17 protein-coding genes, 1 tRNA gene and 1 pseudogene are annotated in these 15761 nt (G+C 56.9%); 15 read left to right on the top strand and 4 right to left on the bottom strand.

The window, feature by feature from the left end; all coding sequences use genetic code 11:
• The 3 genes and pseudogenes from PHD44_RS07970 to PHD44_RS07960 form a co-directional block, all read left to right on the top strand.
• Positions 1 to 528: pseudogene (locus PHD44_RS07970) on the top strand (hypothetical protein); the annotation flags it as partial.
• Positions 529 to 554: 26 nt separating this feature from the next.
• Positions 555 to 989 carry a cupin domain-containing protein gene (locus PHD44_RS07965; RefSeq protein WP_300190073.1) on the top strand — a complete coding sequence of 145 codons (435 nt, stop codon included), beginning with the start codon at positions 555 to 557 and terminating at the stop codon, positions 987 to 989.
• A gap of 263 nt (positions 990 to 1252) precedes the next feature.
• Positions 1253 to 2104 carry an aldo/keto reductase gene (locus tag PHD44_RS07960; RefSeq protein ID WP_300190070.1) on the top strand — a complete coding sequence of 284 codons (852 nt, stop codon included), beginning with the start codon at positions 1253 to 1255 and terminating at the stop codon, positions 2102 to 2104.
• A gap of 354 nt (positions 2105 to 2458) precedes the next feature.
• Here the strand turns inward: PHD44_RS07960 and PHD44_RS07955 are convergent.
• A tRNA-Phe gene (locus PHD44_RS07955) sits at positions 2459 to 2534 on the bottom strand.
• 148 nt (positions 2535 to 2682) lie between these two features.
• Here PHD44_RS07955 and hisB point away from each other — a divergent pair.
• The 10 genes from hisB to gpmI all read left to right on the top strand — a co-directional run bounded on the left by hisB (position 2683) and on the right by gpmI (position 9962).
• Positions 2683 to 3279 carry an imidazoleglycerol-phosphate dehydratase HisB gene (hisB, locus tag PHD44_RS07950; RefSeq protein WP_300190069.1) on the top strand — a complete coding sequence of 199 codons (597 nt, stop codon included), beginning with the start codon at positions 2683 to 2685 and terminating at the stop codon, positions 3277 to 3279.
• Positions 3280 to 3281: 2 nt separating this feature from the next.
• Positions 3282 to 3932: an imidazole glycerol phosphate synthase subunit HisH gene (gene hisH / locus PHD44_RS07945; RefSeq protein ID WP_300190067.1), complete on the top strand. Its 651-nt coding sequence runs from the start codon at positions 3282 to 3284 to the stop codon at positions 3930 to 3932.
• A gap of 36 nt (positions 3933 to 3968) precedes the next feature.
• The gene (hisA, locus tag PHD44_RS07940; protein ID WP_290679442.1) at positions 3969 to 4724 is read left to right on the top strand and encodes a 1-(5-phosphoribosyl)-5-[(5-phosphoribosylamino)methylideneamino]imidazole-4-carboxamide isomerase; all 756 of its coding nucleotides are present in this window, start codon (positions 3969 to 3971) and stop codon (positions 4722 to 4724) included.
• Between the two features lie 10 nt (positions 4725 to 4734).
• Entirely contained in the window at positions 4735 to 5508 is a 774-nt protein-coding gene (hisF, locus tag PHD44_RS07935) for an imidazole glycerol phosphate synthase subunit HisF (protein WP_012823014.1), read from the top strand.
• Positions 5505 to 5915 (top strand): phosphoribosyl-AMP cyclohydrolase, encoded by a 411-nt coding sequence (gene hisI, locus PHD44_RS07930; protein ID WP_290679447.1) that lies wholly within the window; start codon positions 5505 to 5507, stop codon positions 5913 to 5915. Before hisF ends, hisI begins: the two co-directional genes overlap by 4 nt.
• Positions 5902 to 6276 carry a phosphoribosyl-ATP diphosphatase gene (locus PHD44_RS07925; protein WP_300190062.1) on the top strand — a complete coding sequence of 125 codons (375 nt, stop codon included), beginning with the start codon at positions 5902 to 5904 and terminating at the stop codon, positions 6274 to 6276. The genes hisI and PHD44_RS07925 overlap by 14 nt, the downstream gene beginning before the upstream one ends.
• 24 nt (positions 6277 to 6300) lie before the next feature.
• The gene (gene tatA, locus PHD44_RS07920) at positions 6301 to 6582 is read left to right on the top strand and encodes a Sec-independent protein translocase subunit TatA (protein WP_290679452.1); all 282 of its coding nucleotides are present in this window, start codon (positions 6301 to 6303) and stop codon (positions 6580 to 6582) included.
• Between the two features lie 46 nt (positions 6583 to 6628).
• Positions 6629 to 7261 carry a Sec-independent protein translocase protein TatB gene (gene tatB / locus PHD44_RS07915; protein ID WP_300190059.1) on the top strand — a complete coding sequence of 211 codons (633 nt, stop codon included), beginning with the start codon at positions 6629 to 6631 and terminating at the stop codon, positions 7259 to 7261.
• Complete coding sequence (gene tatC, locus PHD44_RS07910; RefSeq protein WP_367182015.1) at positions 7258 to 8358, top strand: twin-arginine translocase subunit TatC; 1101 nt, start codon at positions 7258 to 7260, stop codon at positions 8356 to 8358. Before tatB ends, tatC begins: the two co-directional genes overlap by 4 nt.
• 62 nt (positions 8359 to 8420) lie before the next feature.
• Positions 8421 to 9962, top strand: a complete 1542-nt coding sequence (gene gpmI / locus PHD44_RS07905) for a 2,3-bisphosphoglycerate-independent phosphoglycerate mutase (RefSeq protein ID WP_300190056.1) — start codon at positions 8421 to 8423, stop codon at positions 9960 to 9962.
• Between the two features lie 14 nt (positions 9963 to 9976).
• On the opposite strand, the gene fetB is transcribed toward gpmI, so the two are convergent.
• The 3 genes from fetB to PHD44_RS07890 all read right to left on the bottom strand — a co-directional run bounded on the left by fetB (position 9977) and on the right by PHD44_RS07890 (position 12771).
• Positions 9977 to 10777 carry an iron export ABC transporter permease subunit FetB gene (gene fetB / locus PHD44_RS07900; RefSeq protein WP_300190054.1) on the bottom strand — a complete coding sequence of 267 codons (801 nt, stop codon included), beginning with the start codon at positions 10775 to 10777 and terminating at the stop codon, positions 9977 to 9979.
• Entirely contained in the window at positions 10774 to 11391 is a 618-nt protein-coding gene (locus tag PHD44_RS07895) for an ATP-binding cassette domain-containing protein (RefSeq protein WP_300190051.1), read from the bottom strand. The genes fetB and PHD44_RS07895 overlap by 4 nt, the downstream gene beginning before the upstream one ends.
• 123 nt (positions 11392 to 11514) lie before the next feature.
• Complete coding sequence (locus PHD44_RS07890; RefSeq protein WP_300190049.1) at positions 11515 to 12771, bottom strand: c-type cytochrome; 1257 nt, start codon at positions 12769 to 12771, stop codon at positions 11515 to 11517.
• A 250-nt stretch (positions 12772 to 13021) separates the two neighbouring features.
• Between PHD44_RS07890 and recG the strand changes: the two genes are divergently transcribed.
• Together recG and PHD44_RS07880 are read left to right on the top strand one after the other, a co-directional pair.
• Positions 13022 to 15100: an ATP-dependent DNA helicase RecG gene (gene recG, locus PHD44_RS07885; RefSeq protein ID WP_300190047.1), complete on the top strand. Its 2079-nt coding sequence runs from the start codon at positions 13022 to 13024 to the stop codon at positions 15098 to 15100.
• Positions 15101 to 15269: 169 nt separating this feature from the next.
• A complete protein-coding gene (locus tag PHD44_RS07880; RefSeq protein WP_290679473.1) occupies positions 15270 to 15689 on the top strand; it encodes an Hsp20/alpha crystallin family protein in 420 nt (139 codons plus the stop codon).
• Positions 15690 to 15761: the final 72 nt, after the last annotated feature.

Here is a 15761-nt window from a genome sequence, read left to right as displayed (position 1 = left end):
CTCACCACTGCGACATCCTTGAAACCGGCAACGACTCCTACCGCTTCAAACAGCGCAAGAAATCAGCCTGATACCCTGGTCAAAATTGGACGCTGTTGGGTGGTCAATTTTCGACGCTGTTTGACAGTAGGAATGATATGGCTGAGTTTGGCAGGAACCGATGCCAGTTATGCGACGGACATTGCCCTCCCCATGGTCTTGATTGGTCTTGGAAATGGAGGGGCACTTGGCCCGTTAACTATCGCTGGTGTTTCTGGTGTCGCCCCCCGTGATCACGGAGCGGCCTCGGGGTTAGTCAATGCAGCTCACCAACTCGGCGGATCACTCGGCCTAGGAATTCTCGTCGTCGCTTTCGCTGCTGCAAAGGTGCCAGGAATTGCAGGTGCGGCGCTACTAAATCAACAAATCGATGCAGCCATCGAAGGGGGCGGCATCATGCTCAGTTTGGCGCTCCTGATCACCCTTATCTTTGTTATTCCTTCCGAACGCGCACGACTGCAGCCTATCTGCTGCGATCGCTGTGATTAAACCTGAAGCAACGCAAGGAGTTAAACATGGCAACCTCAGATTCCCAATCTGTAACCAATGCAGCAGTGCACATCACCCGCAACGGCTCACAGGCTTCGTTTACCGGTCCAACCGAATGGTTTACGGGTACTGTCCGTGTTGATCCTCTGTTCAACTCCATAGAACCAGCTCGTACCAGTGGTGCGCTCGTGACCTTCGAACCCGGTGCACGCACTAATTGGCATAACCACCCATTAGGTCAGACCTTGGTCGTTACAGCGGGCTGTGGCCGTGTTCAGCAGTGGGGGGAACCGATCAGAGAAATTCATCAAGGTGACGTAGTCACAATCCAGCCCGGCGTGAAGCACTGGCATGGGGCAGCGCCGACCACGGCCATGTCGCACATCGCGATCCAGGAGCAATTGGATGGCGTCTCAGCCAATTGGTTTGAAAGGGTGAACGATGAACAGTACCTGAGCTAAACGACGAAACAATAAATCAAATCAGATATTTCAAATTAACAATAGTAATGATTTAACAGTCAGGATATCGGTCAAAACGAAACTTCAAGACTGACCGCTGAGATATTCGTACTGATCAGTGTTTCTGGCATACAGGGCAGATTCACATACTTCCACCGACCAACCGAAGCCAATTTGTTATCGCGTACTTAGTCATACCTTATACATATGCACAGCGTGAGATAGGCAGTACGGGGTTAGCTTAAAACAGAAAGGGGAATACTATGCTAAAAGTAAAATTGAACAATGGTGTCGAAATACCAGTATTGGGTTTTGGCGTCTTCCAAATAACTAATCCGGCTGATTGTGAACGTGCCGTTGTGGATGCGATAGATACAGGCTACCGCCACATTGACACCGCTGCCTCATACCAAAATGAAACTCAGGTAGGCAATGCACTGAGAATGAGCGGTGTAAGTCGTGACGAGTTATTTGTTACCACCAAATTGTGGCTTCAGGATTCGAGCTACGAAGGCGCCAAAGCGCAGTTCGAACGATCGCTGAATCGCCTGCAATTAGATTACCTTGATCTTTATCTTATCCATCAACCCTATGGAGACGTTCATGGAGCCTGGCGCGCCATGGAGGAATTGCAGGCAGCGGGCAAGGTGCGCGCCATAGGTGTGAGCAATTTTCATCCAGATCGCCTAGCTGACTTGATGGCGTTCAACCACGTAAAACCGGCAGTCAATCAGGTCGAAGTCAATCCCTTTAACCAGCAATTACATGCAGTACCCTGGATGAAGGCTAACGGTATACAACCGGAGGCTTGGGCACCCTTTGCCGAAGGCCGCAATAACCTGTTTGCCAACCCGGTGCTTACCGAAATCGGCAAACAATACGGTAAGTCCGTGGGTCAGGTGGTGTTGCGCTGGGTTGTTCAACGAGGCGTTGTCGCTCTTGCCAAATCAGTACGTAAAGAGCGAATGAAGGAAAATATCGATGTCCTGAATTTTGAACTGTCTGACTTAGACATGAACAGAATCACGGCAATGGATACGGCGACTAGTGCGTTCTTCTCGCATCGCGATCCGGCGATGGTCGAATGGCTGACCTCTCGAAAATTGGATGTGTAGGACGTGAAAATTGAGCTTCTGACGTCCGCTGTTCAGGTTAGAGCGGAAAGTACAGGTGCGGGTTGATTAGTCCGCTTCGGCCGAAAAGCGGCCCCTAGATATCTGAAGATTATGGATGCTGTAAAGAGTGATGGGGCGCTGATGAGTCGATCTTGAGACCGGGTGAATTGAAAATGTGGGGCCCTACGGTGTCCTGAAAAAGTTAAAGGCCGCCAAAATGGCGGCCTTTAACACTACAATTGGACGCTTCAGTGTTGAAGCATTTAATTGCCACGCAGGTTTTGAAGCATAAACTTACCATTCGGTAAGTTTGTGGTTCAAACGACAGCAACAAAACGCGTGTTGATTAAGTAATGGTGGCCAGAGAGGGAATCGAACCCCCGACACGAGGATTTTCAATCCTCTGCTCTACCAACTGAGCTATCTGGCCGGACAAGGCCGCGAATTAAACGCGATTCGCCGATGTTCGTCAAGCCCCTGCGGTGGTTTTCGGTGTATTTTTTGCGTGAATTGCTGACGACGCGCGGTACTTCGTTGTATGCTCCCGCTTCGAATAACGTGATCAGACGATAATCCCCATGATGCCTGCCCGTACTGCAGAAATAACCCGTAACACTGCGGAAACCCAGATTGAACTCCATATGAATCTCGACGGCTCCGGCCGCGCGGAATTCAAGACGGGCGTGCCGTTCTTTGAGCACATGCTCGATCAGATTGCCCGTCACGGGTTGATTGATCTGGATCTGACCGCGCAGGGCGATCTGCACATTGATGATCACCACACGGTGGAGGACTGCGGCATTGTGTTCGGCCAGGCCTTGGCGAAGGCGGTGGGTGATAAGCGCGGCATTACGCGTTACGGCCACGCTTATGTGCCGTTGGACGAGGCGCTTTCCCGCGTGGTGATCGATTTGTCGGGCCGCCCAGGGCTCGTGTTTTCCTGCGCGTTCACGCGCGCCAGCATCGGTCGGTTTGAAACGCAACTCGTGGAGGAGTTCTTCCGTGGGTTGGTCAATCACGCGGGTATGACCTTGCACATCGACAATATTCGAGGCGATAACGCGCACCACCAGGCCGAAACGATTTTCAAGGCATTTGGGCGGGCATTGCGTATGGCGCTTTCGCCTGATCCGCGTCAGGCCGATCAGATTCCTTCGACCAAAGGCTCGCTGTAACCATGGCCGAGGCCATTGCCATTGTCGATTACGGCATGGGTAACCTGCGCTCTGTGGCCAAGGCCGTGGAGCACGTGGCTCCTGCGGGCACCGAGGTTCGGATCACCGATTCTGCCGAATATATTCTGAATGCCGACCGGGTGGTTTTTCCCGGCCAAGGCGCGGCTGCCGACTGCATGGCCGCGCTCAAATCCCTTGATCTGATTGCTCCATTGGCTGAAGCGGCTAAAACAAGGCCATTTCTCGGCATCTGCATGGGCATGCAGGTGATGCTCGATCACAGTGAAGAAAATGGTGGGGTTCATTTGCTTAGCTGGTTCAAGGGCGCAGTGCAGCGTTTTCCGGCTGGCGTGGATGCATCGGGGCTTGCGCTCAAAATCCCGCAAATGGGCTGGAATGAAATCAGGCAGGTTCGCCCGCACCCCTTGTGGCACGGTGTTGCGGACATGAGCCGCTTCTATTTTGTTCATAGCTATTATTGCGCCCCGGAAGACGCGTCGTTGACGGTGGGCGAAACGGAATACGGCCTGCGTTATACCGCTGCATTGGCGCGTGGCTCTGTCTTTGCGATTCAGTCGCACCCGGAAAAGAGCGCCGATGACGGGCTGATTCTGCTGAAAAACTTTACCCGTTGGGACGGTCGTTTCGACTGAACCCGACTGCTATCTTGCGTATCGAGGACGCTTCTGATGCTGTTGATTCCTGCCATTGATTTGAAAGCTGGCCAGTGTGTGCGACTCAAGCAGGGTCGTATGGACGACGACACTGTATTCTCGGATGACCCGGTGGCGATGGCCCAACGCTGGGTGGACGCGGGTGCCCGGCGTTTGCATCTGGTCGATCTGGATGGCGCTTTTGCGGGTAGCCCGAAAAATCGGGAAAGCATTGCGGCGATCTGCGCGGCTTTTCCTGAATTGCCGATCCAGGTCGGCGGCGGCATTCGCGAGGAAGAAACCATCGAACAGTATCTCGCGATGGGTGTTTCCTATGTGATCATCGGCTCCAAGGCGGTTTCCGATCCCCATTTTGTCAGCGATGCCTGTCTGTCGTTTCCGGGGCACGTCATCGTCGGGCTCGATGCGCGCGACGGCAAGGTCGCGATTGATGGCTGGGCCAAGACATCGAATACCGATGCCACCGATCTGGCGCGTCGTTTTGAGCAGGATGGCGTTTCTTCCATCGTCTTCACCGATATCGCTCGTGACGGCATGATGCAGGGCGCGAACATGGAGGCGACCCGGGCCTTGGCACGCGCGGTGCGTATTCCCATCATCGCCTCCGGGGGCATGACGGATATGGCCGATATTGATCGGTTGATCGATGCTGCCGACGACGGCGTGGCCGGAGCCATTATCGGTCGCGCATTGTACGAGGGTGGTATCGACCTCGGCACGGCGCAGTCACGGGTTGATGAACGTTGCGGCGTCCCGCCTTTTACCGAATGAGCCAAAAACAATGAGCTTGGCCAAACGCATTATTCCCTGCCTGGATGTGGCCGATGGGCGCGTGGTCAAGGGTATTCAGTTCGAATCGCTGCGCGACGCGGGCGATCCGGTCGAGGCTGCGCGCCGGTATAATCTCGAAGGCGCGGATGAGCTGACCTTCCTGGATATTTCCGCTTCCCATGAAGGGCGGGACACGATGCGTCACGTTGTCGAGCAGGTGGCCGAAGAGGTCTTTATTCCGCTGACAGTGGGCGGTGGTATCCGTGCGCTCGCCGATGTCCGTTCATTGCTGAATGCCGGTGCGGACAAGGTATCCATCAACACGGCTGCTGTGTTCAATCCCGACCTGATCAAGGAAATTGCCGACTCGATTGGCGCACAATGCCTCGTGGTTGCGATTGACGCCCGGCGCGTGTCCCAGCCCGGCGAGCCGCTGCGATGGGAAATTTTTACCCACGGCGGGCGCAAGCCGACCGGTTTGGATGCAGTCGAATGGGCGAACCGGATGGCCGAATATGGTGCGGGCGAGCTGCTCGTGACCAGCATGGATCGTGATGGCACCAAGCAGGGTTTCGATCTGGAGCTGACGCGGGCGATTGCCGACTCCGTGCCGGTGCCGGTCATCGCCTCCGGTGGGGTCGGTAATCTGGACGATCTCACGGCGGGCATCCTGCAAGGCCACGCCGATGCGGTGCTGGCGGCAAGTATTTTTCACTTTGGTACCTATCGCATCAGCGAGGCCAAGGCGAACATGGCGGCAGCAGGAATCGAGGTGCGACAATGACATTACCGGCATGGATCGACGCGGTGCAATGGACGGACGATGGTCTGGTGCCCGCGATTGCGCAAGACGCCCGTACCGGCCGCATCCTCATGTTCGCCTGGATGAATCGAGTTGCCCTGGAGCAAACGGTTGCCACGGGCGAGGCGGTTTACTTTTCCCGTTCTCGCCAACGCCTGTGGCACAAGGGCGAGGAAAGCGGGCATGTGCAGCGGGTTCAGGAGATCCGCCTCGACTGTGACGGTGATGTCATTCTGCTCCAGATTGAACAGATCGGTGGTATCGCCTGTCATACTGGTCGGGAAAGCTGTTTTTTCCGCCGTTTGGTCGATGGGCAATGGCAGATCACCGATCCTGTATTAAAATCACCGGGCGAAATTTATGGGGAAGGCGCGCATGGCCACGAATAATACAGAGAGCGTATTGACCCAGTTGGCCGCCGTGATCGAGCAGCGCAAGCAGGCCGACCCCGGTTCGTCCTATGTCGCGCAACTGTTTGCCAAAGGTCGGAGCAAGATAGCCCAGAAAGTGGGCGAAGAAGGCGTCGAGGTGGCTCTGGCCGCAGTGAGCACAGATAACGTGGCCATCGTCAGCGAAATGGCTGATTTATGGTTCCACAGTATGGTGTTGCTGGCCGACGCGGGCCTGTCTCATCAGGCGGTGCTTGATGAGCTGGGCGAGCGATTTGGCCTGTCCGGCCTTAAAGAAAAGGCCAATCGGCCCCAAAGCCTCAAGTCTGGGGGCATCAAGACTGGTAACATCAAGAATTGATTCATTATTTGAGGAGCGCGAAAAATGGGTAGTTTCAGCATTTGGCATTGGTTGGTCATTCTGGCGATTGTACTGTTGCTGTTCGGCACGAAACGTCTGAAAAATCTGGGCGGCGATCTGGGTAGCGCGATCAAGGGCTTCAAGAACGCCGTCAAGGACGAAGAAAAGAAAGACGCGGATACCGCAGCAGGTGAAGGCAGCAAGGAATCATTGGCGCATAAGGAAGCAGACTCCAGCCGCGTCATCGAAGGTGAAGCCGTTCGTCGCCAAAACGCGAACGATCAGTCTGGCAACAAACCAAGCTGAGGTTGCCCGTTAAACCGGCAGCCAAGCCAGCACCAAGGGTCAAACCGTGTTCGGATTCAGTATTTGGGAAATCTTCCTGATTCTTGTGATCGCCCTGCTTGTGGTCGGCCCCGAGCGGCTGCCCGGTCTTGCGCGGACGATCGGGACTTGGGTGCACAAAATCAAAAAGTTTGTGGCGAACGCAAAGGCCGAGCTGGACAGCGAGTTCAACTTTCAGGATATGAAGGACATTCTCAACTCCCAGGAGTCGGAGATTGCCAAGCTGCGCGCCTTGGTGGAAGAGACTCGGCAGGAAGTGAACGAGTCCGGCCGCCAGGTTCTGGGTGCAGTCGACGACGCGGAGGCAAGCTTCCGGGCAGCCGCCCAGTCAGAGCAGGAAGCAGCGGGTGGCCCTCTGAAGGCCATCGATGATGCGGCCCCTGTTGAGCAGCCTGTTTCTGCCGAAAATAAGCAGGCCGCAATCGGCAAGGACGCTGATGTCACATCGGGCGCGGTAAAGCCGACTGCACATACGTCTGTCCCATTGAGTTTCGAAGAAGAAATCCGGATGCTTGAAGAAAGTTCGGGGCAGGCCTTCAAACGTCCCTTCGCGCCTGCTGAACCGTTAGATGCGCCATCCGACACCGCCGATGCCAATAAACCATCACCCTCACCCGATAGCGATAGCAAAACATCATGACTGAACGCGATTCGTCACGAGAGGCGGACAAAAACGGTCTTGCAGACGTCGTCGAAGAAACCGGCATGGCCGGTTTTCTTGGGCATCTGGTAGAGCTGCGCAATCGGTTGCTTAAGGGCGTTCTGGCTGTATTGGTGCTTTTTTTGGCCTTGTTCCCGTTCCGCAATGAACTGTTCACCTTGCTCGCCGATCCGCTTTCGCGGCACATGCCGGCCGGCTCGACGATGATCGCGGTGCAGGTTGCCTCGCCTTTTTTCATTCCCCTCAAACTGACGGCGCTGACAGCCGTGTTCATTGCGATCCCCTACCTGCTGTATCAACTCTGGGCCTTTGTCGCGCCGGGTCTGTACAAGCATGAACGCCGCTTGGTGGCACCTCTGGTTTTTTCCAGCACGATTCTGTTCTATCTTGGCGCAGCGTTTGCCTACTTCGTCGTTTTCCCGGTGGTGTTCGGTTTCCTGAGTACGGCGGGGCCCAGTGACGTAAATTTTGCGCCGGATATCGGGGAATACCTGAGTTTTGTCACCTCATTGTTCTTTGCCTTCGGCTTTGTGTTCGAGGTGCCGGTGGCGATTGTTCTGCTGGTGATCGTGGGTGTGGTGACACCGGAGAAACTGGCTGGATTCCGCCGCTACGCCATTCTGATCGCTTTTATCATTGCGGCCATCCTTACCCCGCCGGATGTGCTGTCGCAGTTCATGATGGCGCTGCCGATCATTCTGTTGTATGAGTTCGGTTTGTTTGTGAGCCGGTTTTTCTATAAGGCCAAGCTGGCGCGCGCTGCCGAGGTTGAGGCGGAAGAATCGGGCTCAGCGGATGATGAATCCGATGAGGCCGTCTCCGCGCGCCATGCCGAGTACGAGGCCAAAGCGCAAACACAGGCTGACGAACCGCTGGACATGGACAAGGCGTTTGATGAAGCGGAAGCCGATCAGCGTCGGCTGGAGTCCGGTTCATCGGCAAACCAGGATGCCCCCGCGTCGGATACTTCCGGTCGCACAGAAGAAGGCGAGCAGCCGTCCACGGACAGCAAGCCGGAGAATGGACCAGACGACCCATCCGATCCGTCGCCCAAAAAGCCCGACAGCCCGGTTTGAGTTGAAAAAATGATGACGGGCGGCCATCCCGCTCCGATTTTTTATTTATGAAGGAAAAGCACATGTCACGAACCGCTCCCCGTAATCCCGTTCTGTTGATCATCATGGACGGGATCGGTGTCAACCCCAGCCGCGAAAACAATGCCTTCGCCCTGGCGCACACGCCCAACCTCGATTATCTGTTCGCGCATCACCCGCACACCGTGATCGAAGCGTCGGGGCGGGCCTGCGGTTTGCCGGATGGGCAGATGGGCAATTCCGAAGTGGGGCACCTCACGCTGGGTTGCGGCGACCTGATTCGTCAGGATCTGGTGCGAATCGATGATGCCATTGCGGACGGCAGCTTTTATGAGAATACCGCACTGGTCGAAGCTGCGCAGAAAGCGGCGGCCGATCATCGCCCGCTGCATCTGATCGGGCTGGTCTCCGACGGCGGCGTGCACAGCCATATCAATCACCTGCTGGCCCTGATCGACCTGGCCAGCCGCCATGGCGCACGCCCTCTGGTGCACATGATCACCGATGGTCGTGATACCGCACCGAAGTCCGCACGCTCCTATCTGCCGGAGCTTGAGGCCAGCTTGAAGGCCGCCGGTGGCGCGATCGCCACGATCAGCGGGCGTTATTACGCCATGGATCGGGATCAGCGCTGGGAGCGGACAGCCCTTGCATGGGAAACGATCGTGCGTGGCCAAGGGCCTCATGCCGAGACGGCGGAGGCCGCACTGGAGGCTTCCTATGCCGAAGGCAAGACCGACGAATTTGTTCTGCCGACGGCGCTCAAGGCGTTCGAGCCCATCAAGGCGGGTGACTCGGTCATCTTCTTCAATTTCCGAAACGACCGCCCGCGCCAGCTTACCGAAGCATTGGCACAAACGGATTTTTCCGGTTTCGACCGCGGCGATTACCAAACCGTGCGGGTGACTTGCCTGACCGAATACGATCCCCGTTTCTTGTCTCCGATCGGTTTCCCCCCCGAGCGGCCCAAGAATGTGCTGGCGGAAGTGATCAGTCAGGCGGGCATCAAGCAGTTCCATTGCGCGGAAACCGAAAAATACGCGCATGTCACCTTCTTCTTCAATGGCGGCAAAGAAACACCATTCGCCGGTGAAGACCGGTACATGGCCCCCTCACCGAAAGTGGCAACCTACGACCTTCAGCCGGAAATGAGCGCCCACGAAGTGGCCGATGCCACCATCGCTGCCGTCGAGCGCGAGGAATACGGTTTTGTACTGGTCAACTTCGCCAATGGCGACATGGTCGGTCATACGGCGGTGCGTGATGCCGTGATCAAGGCCGTGGAAACCGTGGATTTGGAAGTGGGCCGTCTTGTGCAGGTCGCCCAGAAACATGGCTACTCCATCATCGTGACCGCCGATCACGGCAACTGCGATGAAATGGTCGATCCGGTGACCGGCGAACCACACACCCAGCACACGGTTTACCCCGTGCCGTGTCTTTTGATCGACGAAACCGAGCCGCGTTTGCGAACCGGCGGCGGGATTGCGAACATTGCCGCCACCGTGCTCGAATTGATGGGCTTGCCTGTGCCGAAGAAGATGAAGCGCTCGCTGTTGCTCAATTCAAGCAACGTCACCGAGTAAATCCTGATCCGGGGTTAGCTACGCTGCCCCAGGCGTTCAAGACGCAGGCGCTGGCGATCATCAAACAGCCGCCGTGCGCCGAGATGCACGGCCAGCAACGAACCGAATCCGGTTGCCGCGGTAATCAGCAGCATGATCAGAATCTGGTAACGCACCGCCTCCATCGGCGGCGCACCGGCCAGAATCTGGCCGGTCATCATCCCCGGCAGGCTGATCAGTCCGGCGGCCGCCAGCATGTTTAAGGTCGGTATCAACCCCGCACGCAGCGCCTCGGTGCGCAGGTCGGCCATGGCCTGTGTGGCGGTTTGCCCCAGTAGCAGACGGGCCTCGATTCGACTCCTGTTCGCCCAGGCGGTTTGCGTCAGGTGATTCAATGCCAAACCAATCCCCGTCATCGTATTGCCCAGAATCATGCCCAGCAATGGGATGGCGTACTGTGGGGTGTACCACGGCTGGGGCGAGATGATGACGATCAGTGCCAGCAATGTGATGATCGCTGCCGTCACGCCCATCGATAACAAGCCGATCAGGTACCCTCGCCAGCCCTTGATCGGCCGTTTCTGGCGCGCACTTACCTCGTAACCGGCCAGCGCCAGCATGACCAGCGCCATCAGCCCGATCCAGGCCAGATTGGCAGATGCGAACAGGGCCTTGAGCACCAGCCCGACCAGTAACAGTTGGAGCGTCATCCGAACCGTCCCGATCACGAGCGAGCGCTGCAGGCCGAGACCCATCAGAAACTGGACCACGCCCAACGCCACCACCAACAGGGCCGCCAGACCTAGATCAATTGCAGAGAGGGATTCAATATTCATGAGTGATGGGCCTGATGGGTTGTCTCGGCGCGAATTTCAAGCGAGCGGTTGCCGAGCAGTGCGCGTTCATCGGCATCGTGGGAAACCCAGATCACTGCGGCCTGTTCTGTCTGGGCATAGGTTTTGACCAATTCGATCAATTTTTGGGCATTGCGTTGATCCAGATTGGCGGTCGGTTCATCCAGTAGCAGCACCTTTGGATGCAGAACAAGTGCACGTAAAAGCGCCAGGCGTTGTCGTTCTCCGGTGGATAGACGCTCGACGGAGGCATCAAGCAATTCCGGGGGAAGCGAAAGCGACGACAGCCAGGCCTTCGGGGGCGGTTCTGAAAAATGTTGGGCGACAACATCTGCCCACCAGCCGGATTCTGCGGGCACGTAACCGACCTGTTTACGCCAGTGTTCTGGGCGAATTTTCGTCTGTGAAATGCCCTCAAGCAGAACATCACCCGTATGCGGAGTGAGATCGGCAAGCGCCCTTAGAAACTGGCTTTTCCCGATACCGGATTGACCATAGATCGTGAGAATTTCTCCAGCCTCCAGTTGAAGGCTGACAGGGTGATAACGCACACCGCTGCCGGGTTCACCCGCGACGTTGCGTGCTTCAAATAACATGTGGTTTCCTTATTTGCATAGGGCCGTGCTTTTCATGCTGTCTGTGTGCCTTTTAGCATTGCCTGTTGAATAAAAAAACCGCCTGTGCGGCGGTTTTTAAGTCAGAGGCACCATGGTGCGTGATTATTCAGTCGCAGTCGCGCTATGGTCGGCCGAAGTATTCATCACGGCGATGTAGGAAGCCAGTGCAGCGATTTCGCTATCAGTCAGGTGCTTGGCCTGAGGGATCATGGCGTATGAGTTCGCGCCCATTTGCTGCCCCTTGCGGTACAGATTCAATAGGGACACAACGGAGTCGTAAGGCAAGCCCGCAAGTTTCGGCGCACCGAAGAGCTTGCCACCTTCACCCGCTGCACCATGGCACACGGCACAGCTGGAGAACAGGGCATGACCCCAGGCAACCACTTCTGAAGAAACAATCTTCTGAGTCGGCGCTGCTGCTGCGGCGGCTGGTTTTGCTGCTGGAGCCGCGTCGGCAGGAGCAGGTGCGGCAGAGGCCGAGTGACCGCCGAGTTCGGCAATGTACGCGCTGAGATCGGCGATGTCGGCATCAGATAAGCCAGCTGCTTGCGGTGCCATGGTGCCATAGCGCGCGCCACCCAGACCATGCTTGGACAAGTAGGCTTTATCGCCTTTCTTGAACGCATGCAAAATGGCTTCGGCATCCGCCGCGTTGAGTTTGGTCAGATCCGGGAAGGCGCCACCATTGCCCTTGCCGTCTGCACCGTGGCAGGCAGCACAGGTGGCGTATTTGGTTTTGCCAGCGGCGGCATCACCCGCACTTGCTGATGCCGTGGTTGAAGTTGCTGGCGCCTGCGCAGGCGCCGCTGCCGGTTCGGCGGCACTCGCCGAGTGACCACCGAGTTCAGCGATGTAAGCGGCAAGGTCAGCAATGTCGGCATCAGACAGACCGGCTGCTTGCGGTGCCATGGTGCCATAGCGCGCCCCGCCCAGACCATGCTTGGACAAATAGGCTTTATCGCCTTTCTTGAACGCATGCAAAATAGCTTCGGCATCCGCCGCGTTGAGTTTGGTCAGGTTCGGGAAGGCGCCGCCATTGCCCTTGCCGTCCGCACCATGACAGGCTGCGCAGGTGGCGTATTTGGTTTTGCCGGCGGCGGCATCACCGCTGGCACTGGAAGTGGCTGCCACCGGAGTGGCTGCTGCCGGAGCCGCGGTCTCGGCAGGAGTTGCCGCCGGGGTGGCGGCCGCTTCAGTGCTCGTTGCGCTTGGCGCGAATCCATCCTCGGCGGTATGGCCCGTGATCACATAAATCAGCGAGGTGACCAGATAGTAGATGGCGGCCAGCAGCAATACCGCGCCGACCAGTCCTACAAATTTCGCACTCGAATCTACCTTAGGGGTATGACCTTCAGCCACGGGAACCTCCACATCAATAATAGTTAAATGTAAGAAAACTGACCTGTTTCGGGTAACGGCACAAGTAACGACCAGAGTTAACGACCAGGGTAGAAAATCGCAGGCTTCGCGTGAATAAATCATCACCGCATGCCAATTTCGGGCATCACGTATGTATTCGGCTGCCGAAATTCTCCTGGTACCAATCGTCAAAGTATATAGTGAATTACTATTTTGGCGTATATAAACGCTCAATAACCCCATCATATTTATGGTCAAGACTGCCACGCATCAACGTTCTTCGCCCCAAAAGCTGCACCTGCCGGTGGATTCGCTTGCTGGTGTCGGCCCGCGGGTGGCGACCCAATTGGCGCGCCTGTCAATCGAATCAATCGGTGATTTGCTTTGGCATCTGCCCCTGCGTTACGAGAATCGCGGGCAGATTATGCCGCTTGGCGCTCATCTTGTCGGTCAGTCGGCTTTGATTCACGTGACAATCAGTGAAGCGAAGAGCTTGATGCGCGGCAAGGCGAGGCAGGTCGCTCAGGGTTACGATGACACGGGCAGTATTACGCTCTGGCAGTTCGGTCGTTTCGGGCCGACGTTGCAGGCCGGTCAGAGTTACCTGCTGTTCGGCGAGGTAAAAGAAGGCGCGAATGGGCTCGAAATGGCTCAGCCTGAATTGATCAGTAGTGCGCAACTCGAAGCCATCGTGCCGGTTTATCCTTCGACGGAGGGTTTGAGCCAAGGAAAATTGCGATCGCTGGTGGGGCAGGCCCTGAGTGTGGCGCTCCACGACCTGGACGAATGTCTGCCCGCACCGATTCGACATCAATTCGGTTGGCCTTCCCTGCTCATGGCCTTGCAACGGATTCACGCACCGGTGTTGGCGCAAGGGGTTCCTACCCCTGACGAGCCTGCTTTTGTGCGGATTATTGTCGAAGAGTTGCTCGCCCATTTGTTGGCGTTGCGCTTGAAACGGTATGAACAGAGCCGGGATCACGCGCCGCGATTATCCGCACCGGGCCGGCTATATCAGGAATTGCTGGCCCAATTGCACTTCCGGCCAACAAAGGCACAAACGCGGGTGCTCGATGAGATTCGGGCGGATATGGCGCAGGGTTCACCCATGTTGCGGTTGGTTCAGGGTGATGTGGGCTCCGGGAAAACGCTGGTGGCGGCGGGTGCGGCCTTGACGGCCATCGAGCAGGGATACCAGGTGGCGTTGATGGCCCCCACGGCCCTGTTGGCCGAGCAACATCAGCGCAACTTTTCGCAGTGGTTTGCGCCATTGGGCATCGATGTGCAGCTGTTGTCCGGCCAGCAATCGGCGAGCGAGCGCCGCGCCAGTCTGGCGGCCTTGGCGGAGGCGCGTTCACTGATGGTCATCGGTACGCACGCGCTGTTTCAGGAACGGGTGACCTTCGACCGGCTTGGCCTCGTGATCGTCGATGAACAGCACCGCTTCGGTGTGCACCAGCGCCTAGCCCTGAGCGACAAGGGAACGCATCCCGATCGCGCCGGGCATCGCCCGCATCAACTGGTGATGACCGCGACCCCGATTCCGCGCACGCTGGCCATGAGTGCCTACGCCGATCTGGATGTGTCGATCATCGATGAATTACCCCCGGGCCGCACCCCCATCACGACCGCGTTGGTGCGCTCGGATCGTCGCGACCAGCTGATCGAACGCATCAGCGCGGTCTGTGCCGAAGGCAGGCAGGCCTACTGGGTTTGTCCCTTGGTGGAAGACTCCGAGCGCATTGAAGCCCAGGCCGCCGAATCCACCGCCGAACTGCTGCGGGAACAACTGCCGCATTTGACGGTCGGGTTGGTGCATGGCCGCATGAGTGCCGCCGAAAAAAATTCCGAAATGGCACGATTCAAGTCGCATGAAGTAGATTTGTTGGTTGCCACGACCGTGATTGAGGTCGGGGTGGATGTGCCCAATGCCTCCTTGATGATCATCGAAAACGCCGACCGCATGGGCTTGGCGCAATTGCACCAATTGCGTGGCCGCGTCGGGCGGGGACGAACGGATTCGTATTGCGTCCTGCTGTTCGATGAGCCGATTTCCGATAAAGCGCGTGCGCGCTTGAGTCTGATGCGCGAAACCCAGGATGGTTTTCGTCTGGCCGAGGCGGATCTGGCGCAGCGCGGGCCGGGTGAAATACTCGGTACGCGGCAAACGGGTCTGGCCAAACTGCGCGTGGCCGATCTCGTCCGCGACGCCACTTTGCTGGACACGGCGCGACAACTGGCCGACGAACTCATTGCCGCGCAAAGCCCGGCTATCAAGCCACTGATTCAACGCTGGGTGGGGGCTGCCCATCAGTACGGTCAAGTTTAGGAACACGCCACCGATTCGATTCAAAGCGTGTTTATCTTGCTTGAATTCACCCTCTTGAAATTTTCACGCCCGACCACAAATAAGCACCAAGGCTGTCAAAACCCTTGAAAATCAATTGGGTGCGCGGCCTGTTACTCAGTTGTTGAATGTAAGCGACAGGAGGTGTGTTATGTCGATCGTTCGTTATGAGCCTTTTGGTCTGTTGTCCCAGCTGCAACGTGAACTTTCACGCAGTGAGGGTTCCACCGCGACGGCCGAGTGGTCGCCCAGTGTGGATATCAAGGAAGAACCGGATCGGTTCGTGATCCACGCCGATGTGCCTGGTGTGGATCCCAAAGACATTGATGTTCATATGGAAAATGGTCAGCTGACCATCAAGGGCGAAAAGAAAACCGAAGCCACCGAGGAAGACAAGAACTACAAGCGGATCGAGCGAACCTATGGTTCTTTCTACCGCCGGTTCGGTCTGCCCGATTCTGCCGAGGCGGACAAGATTTCGGCCCGCACGAAGCATGGTGTGCTGGAAATCGTGATTCCCAAGCGTGAATCGGTGCAGCCACGCAAGATCGCTGTGGTTAGCGAAGGCTGACAAACGTCGGGTCAGCAAGACTGGCCCAAGATGAGACAAAAAACCCCCGGCATCGGCCGGGGGTTTTTTTAT

This window comes from Halothiobacillus sp., from assembly GCF_028710545.1.
In the GTDB taxonomy this organism is placed as follows: Bacteria; Pseudomonadota; Gammaproteobacteria; order Halothiobacillales; family Halothiobacillaceae; genus Halothiobacillus.
This window is presented reverse-complemented; position numbering and strand designations above follow the sequence as displayed.